Genomic DNA, 24733 nt, shown 5'->3' with positions numbered 1-24733 from the left:
CGAATAAGCAGTGGCCAAGAGGCAGAAACCTAAGAAAAAAATGAATTATGCAAAGCCACATTAAGGTAGCAATGCATGATTAGAAATTATTTGGCAGTACCAACCACAAATGGGTACTGTGCATGACCATTTACAACACCAGTTGAGATCTGAGCAACAATTTTACCCGCAGTACCATTGCTATTCCAAATCACTTTATTATAGCCAATGGCTGTATATTTTTTAGAGTTATAGTTAATAGTAACCGCTGACATAGTGCTACCACCATTATTTGCCATAAGCTTCACATCACCATAGAAGTTACCACCTTTGCCGACAAATACTTCAGGGAAAGTAGTCCCAGAATTCCAGCTGACAGCCAAATCACCACTTATTGTTGAACCAAAATCCCACCCTCTTATCGGAGCAGATAACTCGGTTAATTTGCCATCGCCATAGTATTCAACTGCACCATTTTGCATAGCAAAAACTGTTTTTATTTTGGCATCATTGGCATTCCACTGACTATTAATATGACTTACAGATAAAGGTCCCTTAAGTTCAAAATCATGCTGGAACTGATATAGTACTTTACTGCTATTATTCTTGGTATTTAGTAATTTAACAGTATTTTCATCCTGATAAATGATACGTGGATCACCCTGACTCCAATCAGTATCAACAGTACGACCACCCTGACCATATGCAGTAGACCACGAAGATGCAATTTTCTTAACATTGCCATTATTATAATAATAAACCGGATGCCCTAGGGTTTGGGTTTCATTAACGTCATATAGAGCTTTTAAACCATTACTAGCCGGAGCAAGACTAAGCAGTTGGACATCAGCGGTAGTTTTTACGACTTGTTTCCATTTACCATTTTCATAGACATAAAGAGAACCAAATTTCTGACTACGTGGTTTTACAGTATCAAACTCTTCGATGGCAATTGCGATTCTTGGAGTTGCACCAGACCAGTCAACTTCAAATCCATTAAATCCACCATTTTTCCACTGCCCAAGAGTTTCTTTTACTGAATCACCAAAGTAATCTATAGCATCGTATTCAGCAATATCAGAAAGAATGCTCCATTTACTTCCATCAAAGTAAGCTACTCCACCAGAACGCGAAAAGTAAACTACCTGTGGTTTATTCGTACCATTCCATTTAACTGATATACTACCATTTAGCATATCAACATTATCATAAAGCTTGAATTTAGGCATACCAAGGTCATATTTAACAGTTTGGGTTTCCATATCATAAACCTTAATTGTGTTATCTGCCATAGCTAATGCTGCAAGCTTGCCATCTGAAGATACACTCATACCATAAAAATCGTTAGGTCCATCAGCGGCACGAATTTCTTCCCATGGTAAATAAGGATATGATCCATCTTTATCTAGAAGTTGTGGACCTTTAAGGAACAAACTCCATGAATATTCACCTGGTTTACCCGGTACTGGCTCAGGTGTAGGCTCAGGATTTGGCTGTGGCTCAACCTTACCAAAATCAAGAGTAGCTTTTACTGCTTTATCAATTACTACTGGACCATAATTCACTACCGCAGTATCACTAACACCACCGATAGCAAAAACTAGACCACTTTCAGCCATATACTGTTTCTGACCGTTTGATAACACACTGTCACCTGAATAATTATATGAGTGAGCTGCATCATCAAAAGAAATTTTGGCAGTTTGACCTGAAGTTAAACCTTTAACATCTAGGGTAACTTTTTTCAGATCTTTATTAGCAACAGCTTTAAAAGCAAGGTTAAAGGTAGTTTCTTTTCCTTTTTTGATCGCTACAGCTTTTATATTATTTGGTGCTTGATTGAAATATTTACCATTAACTGGGTCAGCAATACCACGAGCAAGTTTCACTTCATAAGTATTATTTTCATCACTAACTGGCAAATCAAGTTTAGGCGAAAGAGTGCCCTGCTTCAAGTGATATTGAGCTACAACGTCAGCACCATTTTTGACAACCAAAACATCAATCACGCCAGTATATGTTTCTAGTACTTGAGGAACATTAATCACTAGACTACCAGTAGTAACCGCAGCAACTTTAGTATATTTTACACCCACTTCATTTTTCTTATTTTTAGCAATAGTAACATCTGAAGTTGGTGCATAGCTGATACTTTCTGAAGCTAGTGGAGTTGCACTTACGCTATATTTCTGATCAACATTAAGCCCATCCACAACCTTTTCACCACCTTCAACTGGCATTGCAAATGTTGCCACAACATTACCAGTCGCATCAGCAACATCCACATTAATCCCATCACAGCTAGATGGTTTATTTTTAGTTGCCTTAGTACACTCAGCCCCTGCAGTATCAACCTTAACTGTCATTGCAGCAGTTTCTGGTTCTTTCGATGGGATTACACCATCAATGGCAGCAGTTGCCTGAGCTTTCGCGATGTCAAATTTATTATTATTGGTAGTATAAATACGTGTACTACTAAACTTGATACTTTCATTTGGTTTTAATACTTTACTAGTACTAATATAGTTTTCAAGAATATTTTGCTGGTTCAAGCTAATTGGGAATAAATTACTGTTACTAGTTGATGTCCAGTCATTAATCTCAGCATAATTACCTTTAACATCCTGCGTTGCAAACTGGATAGTATGCCCATCAACGGTCTGATTTTGGCTACACTTATTAGTTACTTCAACTACAACAGTTCCTGAACCATTAACCTGCCCACTACCTGACACGGTAGGAATTAAACAGTTATTCGCGGCAATAATTGCTTTTGACGCTTTAGCATGTACAACTTCATTTGAAGCTGCATTTGTACCTTGGCTAGTACCTGTTGTACCACTATTACACGCAACTAATGATAAGCTACCTGATGCAATAAGTACACCATACAGCTTATTAATACGGTTTGATATTTTCACAACCTTCTCCTTGTGGTTAAATAATTTAAACATTATACAAAAACAACTTCTATTTCTTATTTTTGCAGCCTGTAGTATAATTGTTACCAAATTATTATTTAACCAACTATTTTGGTGGGGATAGTGCCTAACAAATTTTGTAGCATATAAGATCGTACAAAATCTTTCTCATATTTGATAATAACTACTGTGTATTAGTGGAAAAGCATATGCAAAACTATTTAAATGATGTGATAATAAATAATTTTCGCCCTCTTATTAATCAAAATATCTATTCAGCAATAAAAGACATAAATGGTTGCATTTTATGCTCAACAAATACATTGGCAAAATCAGCAGGCTTTGATAAATGGGAAGATGTAATAGGTATGAGTTACAACAGCACCTACACCAAAATTATTCGCACAAAAATGGGAATCACAGACTCACAAATCATAGATCAAATTCAAGATTATTTTAATTTGCTGTATAAGCTGGAATTATTGGTAGTAAAAGAAAAGGTTGTCGTAAGCTTTGTTGAAATGATCCCCTATAGAAGTATTTATGAATCGTATCTATGTACACTAATTCCACTATTTAACCCAAACGAAGAAGTAATAGCTATCCAAATATACTATTCAACACATAAACTTTTTGGCATTAATGATTATTTTGAACAATTTAAAACACATGATAATAACAAATTGATTAAATTAACTGAAGCAGAAATGAATGATGTTTTACAGATATTCGCACCTCGTGAGCTGGAAATTGCATATTTACTGACAATTGGGTTCTCCCAATATCAAATTGCTGATATTTTACAAATCGGCAGAGGAACAATAGCAAAAGTGATCAGTGATCAAATCTGCCCAAAGCTTGGCATTATAGGATCAAGCACTCGTCAAGTAATTGAGAAAATTCAGGAAATGAATTGTTTTCAGTCACCACCTAAAAGCTTATTACGCCCTCTGGTATTGATTCTTGATGAAGAAGTTAATAAAAAGCTGCAAAAAACTTCTTAAAAAAACATAAGTATTCTAAAAAAACCTACGCCCTCAAAAATGTTGCTTTTTTGCAGCACAATATTTCTTGCCTAGAAAATGATTAATCTCATCCTTTTTACTTACCTCCACCCACAATACATAACCAACTGTAATTATACATATTATTTTCAATCAATACAAAACCATAAAAAGACATCACCCATCAAAAAAACTATATTAGCAAATAACTTAAATTAATAATTTTTTGCCATCAAGCTTCAAATTTATCTTTTAGTCGTAAAATTTGTAATGTAAAATCCCAGTACCCTAACGGGTTTAAAATTTAATAATATAGAAGGAATAATATGAAAAAATTGCTGGGGAGCTTATTGTTACTATCTTCATTCTCAACCTTTGCGGATAATAATGGTACCTATATGTCAGATATGATGAACATGGATAATATGATGTATATGGATTTCGGGCTAGGTTATGGCACGGCTGGTAACTGGGGCACTGGTTCATTAGCACTAAATGCCATGACGATGGGATTTTATTATAAGCCAGGCTTAGGCGTAGAATTAGGAATGGATATGTTACCAAGTGGTAATTATCAAAATAACGGAGCTATGATTAATACCTTTCATTTGGCAGCCAAAGGAATTTTACCTTTAGCAGACGCATTCAATCTATATGGCAAGTTAGGTCTAGGTGTAAATGCTGGGCAAGGAACAGCAACGAGCAATTCAATGATGATGGGAATGAATATGCAAAATATGAGCATGATTACCCCGGTTAATGTTGGTCCCTATTATGGTGCCGGAATGCAATTTAACCTCTCTAAACGTTTTGGAATTTATATTGAAGACTCTGGCGTAATTGTAGTTGGTGGCGGCAATAACGGCGGTTTTGGTAATACCAATATTACTACTCTTGGTCTTGAAGTACGGATGTAATAATACGATAGCAAAATATTAATATCCATACCAAGAAGTAAACAAGGCAGACCAAAACTTCACCTGCCTTGTTTTATTTCTATTCCAAGCTAGCAGCACTCTTAGAATATAGGTTACATTATTCTTTTATGTGGTATTAGCACCAGCATACTAAATGCAAAAAGCTTAAATGGGGTTAGTAGCAAACAGTTGATAATGCATTCCAAAATCGAATACTCCAAATATGTGCCAGCAAAGTAGTGGGATTATTTCCGCTTGCCATAGGAGCTCAACTTATTATTCAGATGTTTCTACTGTCTATAAAGGCTTAGTTACTTCATAATATCATTTATTTAAACAGAATTTGATTGATATAGCAACGCCAGAAATAAATATTACTGGCGTTGCTATATCTGTTAATATAAATTAAAAATTTTACATATGATGAATTGCATCGTGTGTATCGATATGATGCGAATGCTCAGCTGCTAAAGGTGGAATGTCCGATTGACATAATGATTGATATTTCCAACCATTGGTACGCTCTAAAAACTCCATTTTAGCAGCAGTCAAGAAATCACTTTCAGCAATAAGGTCAAGCCCAGTAAGTGCCAGCACCTGAGCTGCACGCATCATACCCTTGCGACCAATAGTCATACCATTACATGCTGTAGCTGCCCAAGTATGTGGAGCAAAACCAGTTGGCCAACACGCAATTGCTACACCCGATGTTGGTGTAATATAGCTGATATCCCCCACATCGGTTGCACCACCAAAATTAGTACCCTTGGGATCTGGAGCAATTTCGGTTGATAAACCAACTTGTTCATAACCTTCCGACTCTTGCATTTGCTTAGCAAAAGCCTGCTCTTCTTCGGTCCAATCTGGTGCACCTAATTGAGTTAAATAGTGCATAACCCGATCTGCCATGACCTGATTTGGTAAAAGATCATAAGCACCAGCCAAATTAGTAAACGCCTCTTTAGTTTGGGTTGCGAGAGCAGCCCCCTTAGCAATATCTCTCATCCACTCCATATACTTCAAAACATTCTTTGCATTTGGTCCACGATATCCAACATTTATTCTTGCATAATCAGAAACTACATTTACTGCTTCACCGGACTTCTCAATAAGGTATTGAACCCTAGACTCGGGAAGAATGTGTTCGCGCATCGCATTTATGCCATGCACAAATATTTCTGCCGCATGAGCAGCACTACGCCCATCCCATGGTGCAAGACCAGAGTGGCTGGTTTTACCAAAAAATTCCACTCTCAAGTTAGTCAGTGCAGGTGTATTTATATTAAATGGCATGGTTTTATTTAGTGGGTGCCAATGTAAGCAGGCATCAAGGGTATCAAAAGCCCCAGCTCTCGCCATATAGTTTTTACCAGTTAGTACCTCTTCAGCTGGGCAACCAAAAACCTTGATTGTTGCATTAATATTATTTTTTTGTAAATATCTTTTTAACGCAACTGCAGCACATATTGCTCCAGCACCAATTAAATTATGTCCGCAACCATGTCCATTGGGATTTCCATCCTTTCTTGGCATCTTATTCGTTATTATCTCATTACCTAGCCCTGGTAATGCATCAAACTCAACTGTAATTCCGAGTACTGGCTTTCCACTACCCCAAGTAGCAACCCACGCATAATCTAATCCACCAATACCATGATCGCTAAGAATAAAGTCATTATCTGCCAGATAATTAGCAGTAAGCTTAGAACTTTGCTCTTCCTCCAAGCTTAATTCACTTAATTCCCACATTCTGTATGCCAAGTCCCATACTTTATTTTCAAGTGAGTTAACCTCATTTAATAAATCCATATTAATCATCTTATAAGCTCCTTTATATAAAAAACACTAATTTTTGATTATCTTGTATAATATTAATATAAATAGCTAACATATATCTGTGTTATATAGCTATTCCCACTAGTATTAATATCTGGCACCTGCTGATAAGCATAAACACCAAATAAAGTCAGTCCTTTAATCTCTGGAATATTGTATGTTGCAGTAAAATCGTACTCTTGAGTTCCATTCCATTCGGCAATAGAAGTATTAAATATCGTATAGGCGGTAGAAAAAGAAAGACAACCATTAAGAAAGGTAAAACTTGGACTCAGTTTATATGCCGAACCAGCAGTCCCCAAGTCTGCCAATCCTGACATATAGGGCGTGGAATATAGTGGATCGGTAGCAAAGCCATAGGTGTATGGGGTAACAATTGCTCCATTACCATAAGCAGAGTTTGGTCCCCAAACATTATTATATCCAATGCTGAAGCCAAACCAATCATAGTTAACCCCGCCTTGTAACCCAACAAAATTACTCGAAATCTGCCCCAAACTATCATTAGTCATGGCGTTACTTCCGTTTGCCAGCTGATTATCTGTTCCTGCCTGTGCGGCAAGGCTAAAAGATAATGCTTTACTTGGCTGAAATTTTATACTGTTATCAGCATAGAGTAATGTACCATAGTTATTAAATTGATATCCCCAGATACGCAGATTATACTGATTATTCCAGCCAGTATAGTTTGCCCCCAAAGCAGCTGTTCCAGAAGAAGTCACTGAAGGATTATTATTAACAATAGTACCACCTAAATAGTCATATCCTTTATTATAAAAGGTATATGGGGTAAATCCGGTTTCACTGACAATCTGTGCACCATTGAAAGTTAGTGCAGTTAATAACCAACCACCTCCTGGATACATATTCACTAAAAGCCCTTGATATGTTGTGCCAGGAGACATTACATTTGCATAATAATTCTCAGATAACCAAGGACTATTATTTATCCCGATATAACCAGCATCGACTTGAATGACATTACCATGCTGATATTCAAGATAAGCTTCCGAAACAGTAACCTGCTCATTCGATGGTAAAAAAGGCGCAGCATTAGTATTCGAGCCATTCATCTGCGCAGCAAAAAAAGGATTCATCGCAGTAAATACACCACCAGCGGAAAATCCACCAACTCTACCAGTCTGCCCAAAGAGATTCAATCCATATGCATAATTTGGGTAGCCTGCACCAACACCAGTATATTGCGCCGACGCCCCCGCCTCTAGGTTCCATGTCCCATCATAAAACAATTTTTCTGCAAAATTATGCTCTTGAATTTGACTTTCATTTAGGTTTCGAGTTCCGCCACCACTAACTATTGAACGATAAGGGTTTTGAATATAATTATCTGATCTAATATAACTTGCATTTATATTTTCAACTCCAGATTCATTTTCATCGGCAAATATTGAAAAACTTGTACAAACTAATAGCGGATAGAGTAATTTTTTCACTCAATAGCTTCCTTCTCTTTACATCATCTACAGACAACTGACTCTATCGCAAAGTTATCAGCTCTGATTTATATAGATCACTAAATGGAAGACTGAAAGGCTTCGGATTATTTTTTTAGAGTATTTAAATTAAATTGTGCATAATTTAAACTACTTTCAGTTTGGATACAGTAGGTAGTATTATTTTGTTTAAATGAATAATACTATTAGGTAACTAAGCCTTTATAGACAGTAGAAACACCTGTAATAATAAATTGAACGCCTATAGCAAGTGTAAATAATCCCATTACTTTAATTAATACGCTCATCCCAATATCCCCAAGAATTTTGACTACATTATTTGCAAAATAAAAGCAGATAAAAACAACTACTGTAATACTCAGAATGGCAACAAATAATTCTGGCATGGTGTGGCTTTTCTTTGCCATCTCAGTAAATAAAGTTATTGTAGAAATAGTTCCAGCACCGGCAGTTAATGGAAGAGCAATTGGCACAATAGCTGCTGACACATATTTGGAGTATTCGATTTGAGAGTGCATTATCTGTTTGCCACTAACGTCGTTTGAGCTTTTTGCATTTAGCATACTAGTGCCAGTACCACATAAAAGAATACCTCCAGCTATCTGGAATGCGCTAATTGATATTCCAAAAAACTCCAAGAGCATAGTACCACAAAACATTGAAACCATCATAATAATAAACGTACTCAAGCTACTTACAACGACTAAGCGACGGATAATTATTTTATCTAGCCCGGAAGTTAATGCAATAAATGGTGCTAATGCAGAAATATTATTTGCTACTGCAATTAAGCCCAGTAAATAGTGTTGATATGAATTTTCAAACATTTATATTTCCTTCAGAATATAGTTTACCCCTACTAATTCTCCGTAAATCTAACCAGCATATAAACAAATAAAATGTTTTATTGATCTAAACATATAATACCTATTTATCATGTTTTTGGCAACTAGTCAATTACTGATAGATAAGAGCACGATTCTATATGAGTTAGAGGTATCTGAACAACTACATTTTTACTTAGTAATTTTTTCACGCAATAGCTTCCTAACTTCACCTCATTTACAGATAACTAGCTTTGTAGTAAAACTCTCAGTTATGATTTAGAATCAATTGCTACTCGTGATTTGTTTAACTACATCGGGTTTATATAGATCACTAAATGGAAGACTGAAAGGCTTCGGATTATTTTTAATAGTATTTAAATTAAATTGTGCATAATTTAAGCTACTTTCAGTTCGGATATAGTAGGTAGTATTATTTAGATCACGTAATGTAGTAAAAACCGTCCACTCAGATGGGTATGATTTAGTACTACTTGGATTCGCTAACGCTTCCGTACTTGCAGTATTAGTTTCAGTTACGCCTTTAATACGATCAAATTTATTCATGATTTTACCTAAGGTTGCTACTCCATTCGCTGGATCTGGCTTGGTTGCAAAATTAGAGTAAAATGCTGCTCTGACAAATCTTCCAGTACTTGAGTCATCATCAGGTAAACCTAGGGTATTACCCCCGGTATCAAATTGGTGAAGAGTCTCACCATTCCATTTTGCAGTTCCATTACCAACATTGCTTAACGAAGTATAATTATTTAAGTTAGTTAAATGCCAAGTAAATTCTGGGGCATTAGTCATTACACCAACCGGATTATCATTTACCACTAATTTGCCATTTATAAATTCAATTACAATTCCCTTTCCAGATCGATCAAATACTGCTATATGGAGAGGAAATTTTAATCCCATTAGAAGTGTTGGTTCAAACCAAATTGATTGCTTAACAATTGCAGATTTAACTTCGTCAACTGAAGAGAATTGGGATAATATCCATTGCCCAAGACTATCAGCATCAATAATATTTGACGTATTTTTAGTATCAGTTCCTTTACTTAGTCCAAACGCATTTACCGTTACGGTTAAACCTTGGCTGTTAATTCCATCCACTGCTGTCTTTTGATTAGTTTTATCTATTTGCGCAACGGCTTCAAGTACCGCATACTTAGCTGTATAACTTAATGGTTTTTTACCTGCTGGGGCACTTGCTACAAATTTACTACCTACTGGATAATAATTCAAATACATTTGTGGTAGTCCATCACCAAATTCCATTGTTCTTCCTTGATACACCCCACCCTGATTGTCTTTAATAATAAGAGTTGTACATGCATTAGCGCCTGACATATTAAAAATCGCACTAGTAAAACATATTGCTGTTAATAATTTTTTCATAATTATTGATCCTTTAATAAATGCAATTTAAAAACTTAAATAATCAAACCTCAATCCAAATCTTAAAACTCAGACTAACTGCCTAATATCTATAAAAGCTTATTTCATTTCAATCTAAATTCAGCTAATCCACATGGAAAACCACTTAATTATTCTATTTACCAATCGAACATATAGCAACATATGGCAGATTAATCTGCTAATACCTTCGGTTTACTTAATTCACTCTCAGCAGCATAACCGACAGCCAATGCCTGATAAACCTGTACCAAAGCATCGAGTTGCTGCGATTTTGCCTGTAGTAACCCCAAACTAGCATTATCCAGATTTAATTTTGACTTAATAACATTATTCAGCGCAGAATTACCCGCCTTAAACTGAATTTGGTTTATTTTATAGTTATCATTTGCTGCTTTATATGATTTAAGAGTTTCAGCATAGATTTTATCCATATTTTCTTTATTAGTTAGGCTATTATCAACATTTTGAAAGGCCGATTTAACAGTTTGCATATAACTATAATACCCGGCATAATATCCACCTTTTTCTACATTTACCCGCTCGTAAGTACTGGCATTAATAACTGGCATACTAACTAATGCACTCCCCATCCAGAAACCAGTACCAAGATTAAATAAATTACTTAATGCCTCGGATGCCCCACCAGCAAACCCGGTTAGACTAATGGTTGGAAAAAACTGAGAATTTGCCAATCCAACATTTGCATTAGCCATTTTTAAGCTATCTTCCGCCTGAATAACATCTGGGCGATTTTTTAATACCGAAGAAGGAATATTGGCTGGGATTAGATTATCAGTTACCAGTTTATCAATTGAACCATTCGTAACTATTATACCTGGATTTTCATTAATTAAAACCCTTAACGCATTTTCAGTTTGCGAAATCGAATTTTTAATTTTTGGCAATTTCGCCTGATTACTGCTAATTTCTTGATCATAACTGGTGATATTACCCAAATCAGCCGCACCATTATTTACCTGAATCATTTCGAGTCGGCGTAACTCCATTAGATCTGCAATCATTTGCTCCTGAAGAGCTAGCTGTTTTTTCTGCGCCAGCAAGGTAAAATAACCACCACTTACCTGACCAATAATGGTTAATCGAGTTGCATTATATAAGGCTTTTTGCATGTCTAGGCTAGCTTTGGCTAGTTTAGCCTGATTGATATTGGCAAATACATTAAAGCTATAAGAAGGGACAAAGCCACCATAAAGTCCACTAAAATTCATATTTGCTATATTCCCGGACTGAGCTGCCGGACTAGCAGCCAGCGCACCTTGTGGAGTTAAACTGCTCGCCCAAGTATTTCCAGCAAACCCACCACCAAGAGCGCTTAGAGTCGGAATCCATGCGTATTGTGCCGCCTTCAGGCTTGCCTCGGCTTTCATTATATTCCCCTGAGCTACCTGAATTTGTGCATTATTAGCAAAAGCCAATACAATTAATTGGTTTAAAACCGGATCATTTAGCTTTTTCCACCACTCCAATTGACTAAAGTCGATATTGCTTGATTCAATCATAGTTCCATTTTTTGTTGATACCGGGGTATCTATCTTAGGCTGATGATATTCTGGAGAAAATATGCCACAACCACCAAGTACCATAGCCAGAGTAGTTAGGCTAATTACTGAAATTTTTGTCATACCAATTTCCGTTTCTTATTATTACTTGGTTGTATCAATTTGAACATCGGCACTAGCCCCGACTCGTAACGGAAATTTAGGATTATTTTCTACCTTAATCCGAATTGTAAATCTCTGAGTAACCTTAACCCAATTCCCTGTCGCATTTTGTGGCGGAAGTAATGAAAAAGTAGTCCCACTAGCATAGCTTATACTTTGGACAACACCTTTATAATGTGCATGTTTATATAAATCAAGATTAACATCAACTGGCTGTCCTTCTTTTACTCGTTCAATATCGGTTTCTTTAAAATTAGCATCAATCCACCAGCTATCATTATCAACCAGCCCAAAAACCTGCTGCCCAACAGCAACATACTGCCCCTTGGTTAAATACATATTGGAAACAAAGCCATTAACCGAAGAAACTACGTCAGTATAACCAACATTATTTCTGGCATTGGCAACTTGGGCTTTAGCCTGACCAACTTGAGCATTAGCAGCTTCAACTTGAATCTTATATTGTTCTAACGTATTTTCTGCCTGAATTAACTGAGCTTTTGCTTGAGCAAACTGGGTTTGATAAGATTGTAAATTCTGGGTAGAAGCTGCGTTTTGCCGATTCATCTCGGTATAACGTTTAACCTGCTCTGCCGCATTGGCATAATTGACTTTAGCACTTGCCACATTAGCTACCGCAGTACTAATCTGGGCTTTGGCATTATTAGCCAGCTGAACTGCATATTGTAACGCCTGCTGCTGTTGATCTAATTGAACACTATAATCAGTTGGCGCAATGCGAAATAACACATCACCTTTATGAACAAACTGGTTATTTTTAACCAAAATTTCTTCAACGTAGCCGCTGACCTTGGGTGCTACATTAACCAAATTGGCATTCACATAACCATCATCAGTTGATGGATATTTTTCAGAGTGTTGAAAATACCAATATACCCCACCACTAACTACAGCAATTAGTAATAAACCACGAATAATAATGCTAATTTTTTGCTTATCCATTTATTTTTATCCTATCAGTTTTTCAGAAATAATTTTGCAGAAATATAATTTTTCTTCTATTAGTGAGCATGAACTTTAATAATTCCTTTGGGTGGCTTAGCTAAAAACATTGGTAGCAAACAAAGTGACAATGCCATAATGCATCCAAGGTAGAAAAGATTTATATTTGCGATCAGGAATGCCTGAGCTTGTACTTGCCCAGAAAAAATAGTAATCTGTTTTTGAATTGACATCCCCTGAAATAATCCATTTTGTAACTGCTGTACGGCATTACTAAAAGGTTTCAAATGACTAGATAAATCATTCCATGAAGTTTGCTCATTCCGACTGAGAAGGGTTGAAGCGATTGAAGTTCCAACCGAGTTGCCAATATTTCTGAAAAAATTAAATACCCCACTAGCATCATTACTTAATGCTTCAGTTACTCCAGTAAATGCAACCTGCAATAATGGAGTAAAAGTCATTGACATACTAAGACCAATAATTGCACAGGTTAATAGCTGAGTATGTAAGCTCCAATTAGTACCAAAACGAGTTTCTAAATGGCAACCCAAGCTAAATAGAAGTAAACCACAAATAAGAACTAATCGTTTATCAAACTTATTACATAAGATACTGCCAAGAACTCCACCAACAACAGCAAATACACCACGTGGCGCAGTTATGTACCCAGCTATATCAACCGGAAAACTATAACCTTGTTGTAAAAACGTAGCATAAAAAGCCATTCCGGTAGTTACCGCAACCATAAATAAAAATACAATTGCACAAGATATTACAAAATTAGAGTTTTTAAAAAGTTTGAAGCTGACTACAGAATGCCCCAATACCCCACGCCAGATGAAAAAAGTTATAAAAACCAGTCCAACACATAAACAGATTACCATTTTATGAGAATTGAACCAGTTAAGATTATTTCCTTCATCGATGAAGTACTCAAGTGAGCCAAAGCCAATTGCCATAAATGCAAAACTTATTGAATCAAAACTGACTTTTTCAGTTAGTGTTTCTTTCATCCAGAAAAATACGATTAGAAAGGCAACCAAGCAAATTGGTACATTAACAAAGAAGATACACCGCCAGCTATAAGCATTTACCAGATAACCACCAGCAAGCGGACCTATTATTGGTCCTAAAACTACAGTCAACGTCATAATGCTCATCATCTTTGGTTGCTCTTCTTCATCAAAGTTACCAACGATATAGCCCTGAGCCATTGAAGGTAAAAATGCGCCGCCAATCCCTTGAATTAGCCTAAAAATAACCATCTCATTAAGACTACTGGCAAATCCGCAAAGAATAGAAGATAATCCAAAGACAAATGTAGATAATAAAATTGTTTTTTTGCTACCCAATCTCGAACTAACAAATCCAGTTGTCATAATAAATACGGCAGCAGCAACAATATAACTAGTAGTTACCAGCGATACTTCCTGAATATTACAGCCCAATGCGCCCATAATGTGAGGAATCGCAACTGCCACAATCGTCAAATCAACAATTTCTGCTAATGCCAGCAAACAGACTGCAATTGCAACTATGGACCTAGGCTCAAGCCAGAACCATTTTTTCATATAAAATAACCCTTTGTATATGCAGATAACCCAACTAATTTAGTAGATTTTATTGTATCATAGCGGATAAATAGAAGCGTGATTTTATGTTAACTAAAAGGTTCTTAACAACTACATTTTTACTTAGCATTGACACATTATATAACTAAATATGAAGTAAATAAACCATGTACAACAAGAATATTTACATGAATATTATGTTAAACTACTAGCCTTTATTTCTCTGAGTAAGATGATGCTAGAACAAACAGACCAGGAATTTCTCAACCAATATATTAGCTATTTCAAGTTAATAAGTGAATCCACGGGGGATTTTTTAGGTGGAATATTAAGTCTTGAAAAGGAAATACTGTATAAATCCGAGTTTGCAAAACACATTGGTATTAGTGATAATGAAGTAGTCGCGCACCTTCATAAACCTGAGGTAGTTACACTGCAAGATAAAGCCATTGAGAAAAAATCTTTGGTAAAGTATCTATTAATGGATACCGCCCAAAATAGACAATCAAGATTTTTAACTATAACTTATGCACCGATTATCAATCCAAAAACAGATAACATTGTTGCCTTATATAGTAGTAGTAAACTAGTTGACACTCTTAATATCTGGTTTATTCTATCTAAATACTATACCAAAGGTATTGCATTAATTGATAAATTTGACTATCAGATCAAATTAACAAACCGGGAAAAACAGGTAGTATTTTTATTTCTATTGAACCTAGATAGCAATACGATCGCCGAAATAATCTCTAAAATTGAGGAAAAAACAATATCCAAGAATGCAATTGACCAAGTATTCAAATCCCAATTAATTCCAAAATTCTCCGTTTTTGGACGGAAAGCACTTTACGACAAACTAATCGATTTAGGCTACTATCGTTTTGTGCCAAATAATATTCTGCGTGACGGATTTTGTATTGAAATAACTGATTACACGGTCTTTGATCATTCAACCTAAATAGTTTCTAGTAATACAATATGAAGTTATTTTTACTAGCTGCTTTTGCTCACTAAACTGATAAAAATCACAGGCAGAAATAAATGAAATCAACTGATCATTTTTAAAAAACTCAGCGGTTCCATTTATAACAACCTTATCACCATCTACCAGTATATTAGCTACTTTAAAATTAGTCGTCACAGTATTAAAATAGGAGCATACTTTTTCACAATTTGCAATAATTTGCTCCCTACCTGAAAATAGAGACTCTCCAACTATCTCCCATTCTGCTTCTGGAGCAATAAAATCATAAGTCAGATTAAACTTCCCGGTTGAGAACGAGGTTGCTATATCTATAATCGTCATTGCTCCCATTATAAATAACTCCATTTTTGTGATAAATTAATTAATAATTGCACTGTCAGATGGGTTATTCTGATATGTAACAACCAAAGATAATTTGTTACCGTGCCATGAATAAACTAATTTATAGCCACTTAAAGTGACAAATGTATTATTTCCTAGGCTATAAAGAACTTCAGTATAACCATCTTGAAACCAGTTTAGATAAAGCTTACCATTTTCAGCTATCACTCTATGAATATTTTTAGGATAATTAGCAAAAGAAAATGAAACTAGATATTTATTTATATCTTTTGGTAATGCTTGTGGACTTATCTGAATTGGCGGATGATAATTAATACCATAGACATCAGTAAAAGCATTCACAACTGAATCAAGAACGTAATGTCCATTATCCGAATTCGTCATAACGATAAGCGCATCATCAAGAAGCTTGGCCTTGCTTCCGTGAGGCGTCACAAAAGCAATCATTTTAGACTGAAAGCCATCATTTACTCCATCATGACCAAAAGTAAATACATCAGGTGTACTCTCTAACATAAACCCCAACCCAAATGGCGAAGGTTTCTGCTGCGTAAACATCTGGCTAAAAAATCCAGATTCTATACTTAGTGGAGAACAATGCCCATAATATGCCATTTTTAAATGGTTTATTATACCTATTAACTCAACAGGAGTCGTCCATAATCCAGCAGCCGCCTGTTCTGGATAGTTATGGTAACGCCCTTTATATACCAGACCATTTTTATCATGTCCACTACTAGCAATACTCTGATATGACTCAGGTAGCGGTTGGAGAAAGGTACTATGCTGCATGGCAAATGGCTCAAAAACTTCACTCTTCATCCAGCTAGCAAAGTCCTGTCCGGTAATATTCATTATTGCAAGTTGTAGAATACTGATACCACCCCCTGAATAGGCAAATTTGCTACCAGGAGTATCAACAACTTTAACAGCTTCGGTCGTAACATATGGTTTTTTACCATTTAGAACATCAATAATTGTTGGTAATTTGCTAACCGAGCGATCAATTCCAGGAAAACCAGCAACATTTATACCGCCAAGATGAGCCATTAGTAGTCTGGCAGTAACTGGCTGAGGTTTAGTATATTGATTATCCCCGAGCCGCCATTTATCTGTCATATAATTATTAATATTTGCATCAAGATCAAGTTTTCCCTGACTAGCTAATTTGAGTGCAGCAACAATAGTTATTGGCTTACTCATTGATGCTGCCTGCAACAGATCATTTGAAGTTAGAGGTTGGCGCGTAGAGCTATCTTTATATCCATAAGCCTTTACTAAAATATATCTACCATCATGAATTGCCGCAATACTAACCCCTGGAATTTTATAACGTTCCATCGTAGAGAGCAATGAAGCAGACTCTGTCTGCCCTTTTATTACATAATAACCTCGTAACCCATGCTCAAGTTGTTTTTCGAATGGATTGACAACAACCCCAGATAAAGCCTTGTCTACTGCAAACGATGAATTAGCACAAAATAACATAGCTGATAATAATAAGCCAGCTTTTTTCATATAAAAACTCTCTCTTTTTATAATTAGTAATTATCTACTTTATGTAATGGCTGTTTACAATACTGTTCGACCATAACTACCCCCTCAAGAAATGAAATATTCAAATGAATACTGCTCTCTACTGGCTTGAATTTAGTCATAATACTTTCTTTATAAGCCTTTAGCTGTAAATTAGTATAGCCAACATCCGATGCATTTGCAGTTGAAAATTTAACTAGCATAATATCATCGCCATTTTTCTCGAGAATCAACTGACAACCATCATCACTTTTCCACATCCCCATAATCTCAGGATTAACCTCTATTTTCTTCTCTACTTTTTTTTGTTCACATGCTACAGTCAAAAGAAAGAAAACCATTATTAATATAAAGCGAAAGTATTTAGCCATCAATATCCTCATCAATATTTATTTTCTAGTAGGTAATTTTATCACGACAATCTTGCTGCTTAATTAATTATGCCATAATATCTAATGATATAATTCACCTTATAATTATTTTTTGGGAAAAATATAATGAAAAAATTAGTTTATCTATTAGCTGCAGCTACATTAGGGGTATCATTTGCCAATGCTGCTACGGTAACTATACCGATGACACTTACCAATGAATCACAAACTATAGTTGGTAATGTAGTTGCAACTGATACTAAATATGGTTTGCAATTCACATTTCAACTACACAACTTAACCCCGGAAATAACTCCTGGTTCACATGGATTTCATGTTCATGAAAATCCATCCTGTGCCAAAAATGGAATGGCGGCTGGCGGACATCTAGACCCCAAACAAACTAAACATCATCTGGGACCTTATAGTCCTGATGGGCATCTAGGTGATTTACCAGCAATTTATATTAATGATGATGGAACTGTTGCTGTCCCCGTTGTGGCACCAAAACTAACCGTCAAAGATATTCTTGGACATAGCTTGATGATACATCACGGTGGAGATAATTATTCTGATACTCCAGCAGCACTTGGCGGTGGCGGTAGCCGGATGGCATGCGGCGTTATTCCAACTAAAGCAGATAAGTAATTGTAATTGCTTCTTAATATTTCACAATACCTCTGTTGCAAAATGCCTTAGTTACTTCAGATATAATTACAAATAACTTATCCTTAAAAAAACAAAAAGGCTGTAGTAAACTACAGCCTTTTTTTATTTATAATATCACTTACTTCTTAGTCACAACATGTGTATTTACATACCATTGCTGCCCCATTGATAGTACATTATTAACTAACCAATAAACAACTAACCCTGCCGGGAAGAAGAAGAACATAACACTAAATGCTAGTGGCATAATGCGCATCATCTTCGCTTGCACCGGATCAGCCGCTGGCGGATTTAGGAATGTCTGTAAAAACATTGTCCCTGCAAGTACTACTGGCAAAATAAAGTATGGGTCTGGGCGACTCAAGTCATTTATCCATAGAAAATGCGCTTGACGTAATTCAACAGAACCAAGTAATGCCCAGTATAGACCAATAAATACTGGAATCTGCAATAGCATTGGCAAACAACCACCAACCGGATTCACCTTTTCTTCACGATACATCGCCATCATGGATTGTTGAAGCTTAACTTTATCATCACCGTACTGAGCCTTCAGCTTTTCCATTCTTGGTGCCAAAGCTTTCATTTTTGCCATTGATTTATAGCTAGCTCTAGTTAGTGGGAATAAAACAACTTTAACAAAAACTGTTAGAAGGATAATTGCCCAACCCCAGTTTTTAACATATTCATAAATATGAACTAATAACCAGAATAATGGTGTAGCAAAGATATATACCCAACCATAATCTTTAGTCCGTTCCAATTCAGGTGCAGCAGTAGCCATTGCTTTATATTCCTGCGGTCCAACATACATTGGCACTGATACAGAATATGAGGTATGAGCCTGAATCGCAGGTAAATCAGTCATTAATCCTGCCGATGCAAGCTTACCATCATCAACAGTTTTCAAATTAAACCGACAAGCAACCCCATTAATACAAACTGCTGGATGATTATATGGGTTTAATAACCACAAAGACGTAAAATAGTGTTCAGTAAACCCTATCCAACCATTATTAACATTTTGCGGATAATCAACATCATTTTTTACTAGGTTATCGAATTTAACCGCATTAAATTTAGCATCAGTAGTATAGTAAACTGGTCCAGTAAATGTGTGAACAAATTTAGTTTCACCACTTGGAGCCTGCTCATCACGCAGGAAACGCCAGTAGGCAGATATATTATTTAAAGCATTTGCACTATTATTAGTAATCTGATAGCTGGTATCAATTACGTAACTGTCTCGCTTGAAAGTATAAGTTTTATAAATAACAATGTCATTGCCAGCATCTGCTTTCAGAGTAACAGAAACACTATCCTGTCCACTTGCCAAGGTATAGTTATCTTTATCAGCACTGAATAAAGATTTATGTGTTGGTAATTTTAGATCTTGATTAGAGCTTATCAAACCAGTCTGAGCAATAAAGACACGATTTTTCTGATTTAACAACAACTGGTATGGTTTTGAAGTATCATCATAATCAGAATACTTTAATAAATCTACTTCACGGATGTCGCCACCCATAGTACTAATATTCACCTTCATTAAATCAGTGGTAACAGTTATTGTTTTGTCACTCGCCAGATTAAATGAACCATCTGAAACAACATTATTACTACTACTTGTAGCAGCAGGAATATCAGCAGAAGCCGAAACTGATTGGGTTTGAGCCGGATTTGGCTTTTGCGGGAAAAATTTTTCCCAGGCAAGCATAAGCCCTAAAGATAAAGCAACAAAAAGTATTAAACGACGCGTATCCATAAACTTCCTTAAAAACTCTAGGGCACAGGATCATGCCCACTACCACCCCATGGATGGCAACGAGAAATACGACGTAAAGATAAAATAAAGCCCCTGATTATACCATACCTAGTAAATGCAACTATTGCATAGTTAGAGCAACTAGGGGTAAAGCGACAGGTTGGTGGTAGCCATGAACTGATTAAAAGCTGATAAGCACGGATAAGAAAAATAGCAAGTCGGATTAGCATGGCTTTATGAACTGCTTGGTAAGCGACTTTAACTCATCAGTTACCAGTAGCCATTCATTTTGAGTAAATTTTTTCTGAACTCTTACGATAAGATCAACCCCACCCCAGCCTGATTGAGAAGTTCTGAAAAACTCTCGAATAAATCTCTTCATATAATTTCGCTGATTGGCTCGTTTAGCAACTTTTTTACTAACCATAAAACCAAGCCTTGAGTGTTCAAAACTATTTGGCATATAATGTAATTTAAAATACTTACCAACCCGAACCTTGCGAAATGCAAAAACGGATGAAAATTCATCCGCTTTTCTTAGTCGGTGCTCTTTAGTAAAGCAATTCATCCACTACCAATATTAATGTGGAATTAAACAGCTAAACTTTTTCTACCTTTAGCACGGCGCGCATTAATAATTGCACGACCAGCCTTAGTTTTCATACGAACTAAAAATCCATGAGTACGTTTACGTTTAGTAACTGATGGTTGAAATGTACGTTTCATCTTTGGTATTCCTTTAGCAAAATAAGTTGCGGATTATAGCATAAAATCAGGGAAATTGCAATTTCTCAATAAACTTTATTAGCTGGGAAGCTTTTCTAAAAACGGCTTCAGCCTTTGACAGAATTCCTCTGGTTTCTCAAAGTAAGCTTGATGACTACACCCCGCCATCACTTCATAATATGAGCCGGGTAATTTCTGGTGAAATTTATACAAACTCTCGGGAGTTGCCTCATCATATTCGCCACAGGAGAATAACACGGGAATATCAATCTTAGCTAAATCTTCATAACGATCGTAATCAACTAGGGTGCCTGTTGCATAAAACTCACTTGGTCCCCACATCTGTAAATAAGCTTCTTCATTAAATAACTTAGCAGTATCTTTAATTAATGTCCGTTGCTCTTCATTTAAAAATGACGGTTGCAACAAATGTTTATCATAAAATGCTTGCATTGCCTCTTGATATTTCGCACTTAACGTGTCTCCACTTTTCTCGCACTCAAGCATTGTTTGATAAATCTCGACTGGCATTGCCTGTTTTAAGCGATTAGCATCTTCCATCCACATTTTAGTGCTGACGAGTGGACTATTAATTACTAAAGCAGCTGGCTTTTTTACGACGGAATTACTAAAATAATATTCAAGCGCAAGACTTGCACCCCACGAAGTTCCAAATAAAATAAATTTATCTAGATTATAGAAGCGAATAAGACGGTCTAGTTCAGCAACAAATCGCTCAATTGTCCACAAATCCGATTTATTACCTGAATCAGACAAGGCTGATTTACCACCGCCAAGCTGATCATAAAATATCAGGGTATATTTATCAGCAAGCGAATTTAAGCCCCATTTAAGCTTATCATGAGTACTACCCGGACCGCCATGCAGAAAAACTATTGTCAGATTTTCTTTGGCAGCATCTGGAGAAATTATTTGAGACCAAATTTTCCCTCCCGGGACATCAATATAATTTTCTTTTACTGTAATCATATATGTCTAGTGAAATCTATGATAATTAACAAAGTTACCATCTATAGTGCTAGTTGCGACAAGTAGATCACTCTCTGGCTGTAAATTTGATTGATACATTATCCGTGCTGTTTGATCTGGAAAGCCGTAACAGTTAAATCCATTGTTGCTATATAAAACCACTGTTTTACAAGCATTATTTAGATAACCATCATTACCAGTAACGCTAATTTTATAATCTATCCATAAAGAGCCTGGAGTAATCGTCATCACGGTGTCGCCACTTTCACTAATCCAAGTACCAACAAGTTTGTCACCGTCTTTGGAGCAGGCAGTCAAGAAACAGATACTAGCTGCAATTAAAAAATATTCGCGCATCAAAATAAAACCTAGTTAATAAAATGAACTAGTTCATTAATCGATTTTCTGGTCTTAGGTCGTGCTGGCGGGTTTAGACGGTAACCAAGACAACAAAAAACAGCAACGTCAAGATTAGCATTTAAGATATTATGCCTTTTTAATATCTCTGTAACCGATTCTTTAACAAATCCCTCCACCGGACAAGAGTCAATTTCAATTAACGCAGCAGCAGTCATCAGATTCCCCAATGCAATATACGCCTGCTTGGCAGCCCAGTCTGACAAATAACGCTCATCCTCATTAATTCGCAGTTCTTTATGCTGATGGGTATCAATCAAACTTCGTCTAAATTCAAGCATCTCGGACGGAGTGTCCTGAACATCAACCAAAATATGTTCAAAATATTCATCATCAATGGTAACATCTTTTTTTGTCGCAAACATTACTATTTGACTAGCGGTAAACAGCTGTTTTTGCGCACCCCACATATGAGGATGAAGCTCTTTCAGAATATCCTGGTTTGCAATTACAAAAACTTCATATGGTTGTAAACCAAATGAAGACGGCGATAAACTAATGGTATTTAATAAAAACTCCAGATCTTTTTGAGTAATTTTCTTTGTAGAATCAAACTCTTTACAAGCATGTCTCCAATTGTAAGCATCAAGTATCAATTTTTTATCGATCATTATTTCTTCCTAATCTTAAAGTCATCCATCTCTTAATTGGCTTTTAAATCACTATGGTAAAAATCACTTATTTTTGCATACATATACTGCGAAAGGCTTTCCCGATCAGGAAAATCAATAGCATTAACAGGCTCAAGAACATCAATTTTAATAACCAAGTCATCAAGACGCAAGGTATTCATCACTGTTTCCATCCAACCCTTACCAGCAAAGGTAACTTCGGTAGCAAGCCCACCTTTAGCATGACGATAACGCAATACAGCAGGAACCACGCGGCTTTTAGCAATCATTGCCGCTTCAAAGATTGAAGCATGAAATGGCAGAATTTGCGTCCCATCACTAGTTGTTCCTTCTGGAAATAAGCCCATCCCCAACCATCAGCAAGGACCGCAGCAATCTTTTTATTTGCAGTAACTAACTCGCGCTTATTTTTGCGGTTAATAAAAACTGTACCACCCGATTTGATTACATTACGGATTAGCCCCCATTTTAGCATTTCAACTTTGCCAACATAGTTTACGCAGTGAACACTAGACATAACTAGCGTATCAAGCCAAGAAATATGATTTTGCGCAAACATTGTATTTGGCTGAATATAATTTTTGCCAAGCGTAGTATTAATTTCAAGCTTTGCACCAACAGCCCAAACCATATACCTTGCCCAATGTTTATGGATCCATTTACGCCAGAAGGCGTGAGAAACAATTGGATACAATATAAACGATAATGATATAACATATATCATTCCCCAAATGACCGCAGCAAACCTGAGCCAGGTTCTAATTTCACGCATATAAATAACACCAAACTAAAATTTAACAAGAAATAACTATGCCGCATGGCATAATAAAATCATACTCAACTAGATTATTGGCTTCAATAATAACTAAAGAATTATCCAAATATATAATTTAAGTATAGAACCGATTGTAACAAAAAATTGATAATTAAGTTAATGTTTAGTTATCAATTTATTTAAAAGTTTACCAGAATCCGCACTCGCATTTTTAATTTCATCGCTTCGTCTAACCACATAAAAAATATCATTAAGTGCTGCATTCACATCCATAAGATCTAAATACTCAATAGCATTAGCAATCTGCTCATCTACATCAGCTTCATTGTCTTCGCTTTCCCACATAGCTTTTAGATCTTCCAATAGCTCTTTATAATCAACTTTAAATGCCTCATCAACTTTATCGACCTGAGCTATTTCCCTATCCAGTGCAAATAATGCAATACATAAGGTAAATAGCGCTGGAAAAAACTTCTCATCTAGAAGCTTATCATCTGGAATCACTTCTGAAACATCCAAACCAATTACAACAAATCCAGCCAAATAACCATATAGCCATTTGATTAGATTAATTTTATGATTAGCATCAAATAATAGTGGATCAAAGAAAGCTGATTTATTTATATCAATTAACGGTTTAATCGGCTTATTCTGTTCATATAAAGAATCTGCCATTAGCGAATATAGTTCGACTAAATTATCAACGGTCTTACTAAATACCACCTCATCCTTAATCTTATCTTCGTCAACAATCAAATAATCAGGAATAAGTAAGTCCTCCTCGCTGTCACTTGGTGCAGAAAGATAAGCACAAAACCACCCGTGCAGAAAATGAATATCATAACCAGCATAACAATAGGTTTTTAATTCGGTATCTAATTTTGCGTAATCAACATTTTTTGTTGGTTTCATATTATCC

The 24733-nt window shown here is 36.0% G+C and carries 25 protein-coding genes; 4 read left to right on the top strand and 21 right to left on the bottom strand.

What is annotated here, in order from left to right; translation table 11 throughout:
- Positions 1–86: 86 nt before the first annotated feature.
- The gene (locus CUN60_RS05700) at positions 87–2900 is read right to left on the bottom strand and encodes a hypothetical protein (protein ID WP_102951106.1); all 2814 of its coding nucleotides are present in this window, start codon (positions 2898–2900) and stop codon (positions 87–89) included.
- 209 nt (positions 2901–3109) lie between these two features.
- On the opposite strand from CUN60_RS05700, the gene CUN60_RS05695 reads away from it, so the two are divergent.
- Positions 3110–3904, top strand: a complete 795-nt coding sequence (locus tag CUN60_RS05695) for a helix-turn-helix transcriptional regulator (protein WP_102951105.1) — start codon at positions 3110–3112, stop codon at positions 3902–3904.
- Between the two features lie 326 nt (positions 3905–4230).
- Complete coding sequence (locus CUN60_RS05690; protein ID WP_102951104.1) at positions 4231–4821, top strand: outer membrane beta-barrel protein; 591 nt, start codon at positions 4231–4233, stop codon at positions 4819–4821.
- Between the two features lie 414 nt (positions 4822–5235).
- Here CUN60_RS05690 and CUN60_RS05685 read toward each other — a convergent pair whose 3' ends face one another.
- From CUN60_RS05685 to CUN60_RS05655, 7 genes are all read right to left on the bottom strand, one after another.
- Complete coding sequence (locus CUN60_RS05685; RefSeq protein WP_102951103.1) at positions 5236–6639, bottom strand: amidohydrolase; 1404 nt, start codon at positions 6637–6639, stop codon at positions 5236–5238.
- Positions 6640–6692: 53 nt separating this feature from the next.
- Complete coding sequence (locus CUN60_RS05680) at positions 6693–8111, bottom strand: hypothetical protein (protein WP_102951102.1); 1419 nt, start codon at positions 8109–8111, stop codon at positions 6693–6695.
- 206 nt (positions 8112–8317) lie between these two features.
- Positions 8318–8959, bottom strand: a complete 642-nt coding sequence (locus CUN60_RS05675) for a MarC family protein (RefSeq protein WP_102951101.1) — start codon at positions 8957–8959, stop codon at positions 8318–8320.
- Between the two features lie 282 nt (positions 8960–9241).
- Positions 9242–10363, bottom strand: a complete 1122-nt coding sequence (locus tag CUN60_RS05670) for a linear amide C-N hydrolase (RefSeq protein WP_102951100.1) — start codon at positions 10361–10363, stop codon at positions 9242–9244.
- Between the two features lie 191 nt (positions 10364–10554).
- Positions 10555–12027, bottom strand: a complete 1473-nt coding sequence (locus CUN60_RS05665; protein WP_102951099.1) for an efflux transporter outer membrane subunit — start codon at positions 12025–12027, stop codon at positions 10555–10557.
- Between the two features lie 21 nt (positions 12028–12048).
- On the bottom strand, positions 12049–13029 hold the full coding sequence (locus CUN60_RS05660) for an HlyD family secretion protein (protein WP_102951098.1): 981 nt from the start codon (positions 13027–13029) through the stop codon (positions 12049–12051).
- A 59-nt stretch (positions 13030–13088) separates the two neighbouring features.
- Positions 13089–14603 carry a DHA2 family efflux MFS transporter permease subunit gene (locus CUN60_RS05655; protein ID WP_102951097.1) on the bottom strand — a complete coding sequence of 505 codons (1515 nt, stop codon included), beginning with the start codon at positions 14601–14603 and terminating at the stop codon, positions 13089–13091.
- A 232-nt stretch (positions 14604–14835) separates the two neighbouring features.
- Between CUN60_RS05655 and CUN60_RS05650 the strand changes: the two genes are divergently transcribed.
- Positions 14836–15564 (top strand): helix-turn-helix transcriptional regulator, encoded by a 729-nt coding sequence (locus CUN60_RS05650; RefSeq protein WP_158649306.1) that lies wholly within the window; start codon positions 14836–14838, stop codon positions 15562–15564.
- On the opposite strand, the gene CUN60_RS05645 is transcribed toward CUN60_RS05650, so the two are convergent.
- Genes CUN60_RS05645 through CUN60_RS05635 form a run of 3 tightly spaced genes read right to left on the bottom strand, consistent with a single transcriptional unit; the run spans position 15556 to position 17840 of the window.
- Positions 15556–15912 (bottom strand): nuclear transport factor 2 family protein, encoded by a 357-nt coding sequence (locus CUN60_RS05645; RefSeq protein ID WP_158649305.1) that lies wholly within the window; start codon positions 15910–15912, stop codon positions 15556–15558. The genes CUN60_RS05650 and CUN60_RS05645 overlap by 9 nt on opposite strands.
- Positions 15913–15948: 36 nt before the next feature.
- Positions 15949–17451 (bottom strand): serine hydrolase domain-containing protein, encoded by a 1503-nt coding sequence (locus tag CUN60_RS05640; RefSeq protein ID WP_102951094.1) that lies wholly within the window; start codon positions 17449–17451, stop codon positions 15949–15951.
- 23 nt (positions 17452–17474) lie between these two features.
- On the bottom strand, positions 17475–17840 hold the full coding sequence (locus tag CUN60_RS05635) for a hypothetical protein (RefSeq protein WP_102951093.1): 366 nt from the start codon (positions 17838–17840) through the stop codon (positions 17475–17477).
- A 126-nt stretch (positions 17841–17966) separates the two neighbouring features.
- On the opposite strand from CUN60_RS05635, the gene CUN60_RS05630 reads away from it, so the two are divergent.
- Positions 17967–18488, top strand: a complete 522-nt coding sequence (locus tag CUN60_RS05630) for a superoxide dismutase family protein (RefSeq protein ID WP_102951092.1) — start codon at positions 17967–17969, stop codon at positions 18486–18488.
- 139 nt (positions 18489–18627) lie between these two features.
- On the opposite strand, the gene yidC is transcribed toward CUN60_RS05630, so the two are convergent.
- From yidC to CUN60_RS05580, 10 genes are all read right to left on the bottom strand, one after another.
- On the bottom strand, positions 18628–20274 hold the full coding sequence (gene yidC / locus CUN60_RS05625) for a membrane protein insertase YidC (protein WP_102951091.1): 1647 nt from the start codon (positions 20272–20274) through the stop codon (positions 18628–18630).
- Between the two features lie 17 nt (positions 20275–20291).
- On the bottom strand, positions 20292–20504 hold the full coding sequence (yidD, locus tag CUN60_RS05620; RefSeq protein ID WP_102951090.1) for a membrane protein insertion efficiency factor YidD: 213 nt from the start codon (positions 20502–20504) through the stop codon (positions 20292–20294).
- Complete coding sequence (gene rnpA, locus CUN60_RS05615) at positions 20498–20842, bottom strand: ribonuclease P protein component (protein WP_102951089.1); 345 nt, start codon at positions 20840–20842, stop codon at positions 20498–20500. The genes yidD and rnpA overlap by 7 nt, the downstream gene beginning before the upstream one ends.
- A gap of 23 nt (positions 20843–20865) precedes the next feature.
- Entirely contained in the window at positions 20866–21000 is a 135-nt protein-coding gene (gene rpmH, locus CUN60_RS05610; RefSeq protein ID WP_102951088.1) for a 50S ribosomal protein L34, read from the bottom strand.
- A gap of 78 nt (positions 21001–21078) precedes the next feature.
- Positions 21079–21990, bottom strand: coding sequence for a proline iminopeptidase-family hydrolase (locus tag CUN60_RS05605; RefSeq protein ID WP_102951087.1), 912 nt, complete (start codon positions 21988–21990; stop codon positions 21079–21081).
- 6 nt (positions 21991–21996) lie between these two features.
- Positions 21997–22347 (bottom strand): hypothetical protein, encoded by a 351-nt coding sequence (locus tag CUN60_RS05600; protein ID WP_102951086.1) that lies wholly within the window; start codon positions 22345–22347, stop codon positions 21997–21999.
- Between the two features lie 11 nt (positions 22348–22358).
- Positions 22359–23018, bottom strand: coding sequence for an NAD(P)H-dependent oxidoreductase (locus CUN60_RS05595; RefSeq protein WP_102951085.1), 660 nt, complete (start codon positions 23016–23018; stop codon positions 22359–22361).
- 32 nt (positions 23019–23050) lie between these two features.
- Positions 23051–23386, bottom strand: a complete 336-nt coding sequence (locus CUN60_RS05590) for a 1-acyl-sn-glycerol-3-phosphate acyltransferase (protein WP_158649304.1) — start codon at positions 23384–23386, stop codon at positions 23051–23053.
- Complete coding sequence (locus tag CUN60_RS05585; RefSeq protein ID WP_102951083.1) at positions 23305–23811, bottom strand: lysophospholipid acyltransferase family protein; 507 nt, start codon at positions 23809–23811, stop codon at positions 23305–23307. Before CUN60_RS05585 ends, CUN60_RS05590 begins: the two co-directional genes overlap by 82 nt.
- 159 nt (positions 23812–23970) lie before the next feature.
- The gene (locus CUN60_RS05580) at positions 23971–24726 is read right to left on the bottom strand and encodes a UPF0149 family protein (RefSeq protein WP_102951082.1); all 756 of its coding nucleotides are present in this window, start codon (positions 24724–24726) and stop codon (positions 23971–23973) included.
- Positions 24727–24733 lie beyond the last annotated feature (7 nt).

The organism is Aquella oligotrophica (genome assembly GCF_002892535.1).
Lineage (GTDB): Bacteria > Pseudomonadota > Gammaproteobacteria > Burkholderiales > UBA11063 > Aquella > Aquella oligotrophica.
Note: the sequence above shows the minus strand (reverse complement) of the source record. Positions and strands in the feature narration are given on the sequence as shown.

What these genes read in the sequence shown, in the direction of transcription:
- CUN60_RS05630 (WP_102951092.1), top strand. Translation starts at nt 17,967, where the DNA reads ATGAAAAAATTAGTTTATCTATTAGCTGCAGCTACATTAGGGGTATCA.
- CUN60_RS05690 (WP_102951104.1), top strand. Translation starts at nt 4,231, where the DNA reads ATGAAAAAATTGCTGGGGAGCTTATTGTTACTATCTTCATTCTCAACC.
- CUN60_RS05670 (WP_102951100.1), bottom strand. Translation starts at nt 10,363, where the DNA reads ATGAAAAAATTATTAACAGCAATATGTTTTACTAGTGCGATTTTTAAT.
- CUN60_RS05650 (WP_158649306.1), top strand. Translation starts at nt 14,836, where the DNA reads ATGATGCTAGAACAAACAGACCAGGAATTTCTCAACCAATATATTAGC.
- CUN60_RS05605 (WP_102951087.1), bottom strand. Translation starts at nt 21,990, where the DNA reads ATGATTACAGTAAAAGAAAATTATATTGATGTCCCGGGAGGGAAAATT.
- rnpA (WP_102951089.1), bottom strand. Translation starts at nt 20,842, where the DNA reads ATGAATTGCTTTACTAAAGAGCACCGACTAAGAAAAGCGGATGAATTT.
- CUN60_RS05675 (WP_102951101.1), bottom strand. Translation starts at nt 8,959, where the DNA reads ATGTTTGAAAATTCATATCAACACTATTTACTGGGCTTAATTGCAGTA.
- CUN60_RS05645 (WP_158649305.1), bottom strand. Translation starts at nt 15,912, where the DNA reads ATGACGATTATAGATATAGCAACCTCGTTCTCAACCGGGAAGTTTAAT.
- CUN60_RS05590 (WP_158649304.1), bottom strand. Translation starts at nt 23,386, where the DNA reads ATGGGCTTATTTCCAGAAGGAACAACTAGTGATGGGACGCAAATTCTG.
- yidD (WP_102951090.1), bottom strand. Translation starts at nt 20,504, where the DNA reads ATGCTAATCCGACTTGCTATTTTTCTTATCCGTGCTTATCAGCTTTTA.
- CUN60_RS05580 (WP_102951082.1), bottom strand. Translation starts at nt 24,726, where the DNA reads ATGAAACCAACAAAAAATGTTGATTACGCAAAATTAGATACCGAATTA.
- CUN60_RS05660 (WP_102951098.1), bottom strand. Translation starts at nt 13,029, where the DNA reads ATGGATAAGCAAAAAATTAGCATTATTATTCGTGGTTTATTACTAATT.
- CUN60_RS05600 (WP_102951086.1), bottom strand. Translation starts at nt 22,347, where the DNA reads ATGCGCGAATATTTTTTAATTGCAGCTAGTATCTGTTTCTTGACTGCC.
- CUN60_RS05635 (WP_102951093.1), bottom strand. Translation starts at nt 17,840, where the DNA reads ATGGCTAAATACTTTCGCTTTATATTAATAATGGTTTTCTTTCTTTTG.
- CUN60_RS05640 (WP_102951094.1), bottom strand. Translation starts at nt 17,451, where the DNA reads ATGAAAAAAGCTGGCTTATTATTATCAGCTATGTTATTTTGTGCTAAT.
- rpmH (WP_102951088.1), bottom strand. Translation starts at nt 21,000, where the DNA reads ATGAAACGTACATTTCAACCATCAGTTACTAAACGTAAACGTACTCAT.
- CUN60_RS05685 (WP_102951103.1), bottom strand. Translation starts at nt 6,639, where the DNA reads ATGATTAATATGGATTTATTAAATGAGGTTAACTCACTTGAAAATAAA.
- CUN60_RS05695 (WP_102951105.1), top strand. Translation starts at nt 3,110, where the DNA reads ATGCAAAACTATTTAAATGATGTGATAATAAATAATTTTCGCCCTCTT.
- CUN60_RS05655 (WP_102951097.1), bottom strand. Translation starts at nt 14,603, where the DNA reads ATGAAAAAATGGTTCTGGCTTGAGCCTAGGTCCATAGTTGCAATTGCA.
- CUN60_RS05595 (WP_102951085.1), bottom strand. Translation starts at nt 23,018, where the DNA reads ATGATCGATAAAAAATTGATACTTGATGCTTACAATTGGAGACATGCT.
- CUN60_RS05585 (WP_102951083.1), bottom strand. Translation starts at nt 23,811, where the DNA reads ATGCGTGAAATTAGAACCTGGCTCAGGTTTGCTGCGGTCATTTGGGGA.
- yidC (WP_102951091.1), bottom strand. Translation starts at nt 20,274, where the DNA reads ATGGATACGCGTCGTTTAATACTTTTTGTTGCTTTATCTTTAGGGCTT.
- CUN60_RS05665 (WP_102951099.1), bottom strand. Translation starts at nt 12,027, where the DNA reads ATGACAAAAATTTCAGTAATTAGCCTAACTACTCTGGCTATGGTACTT.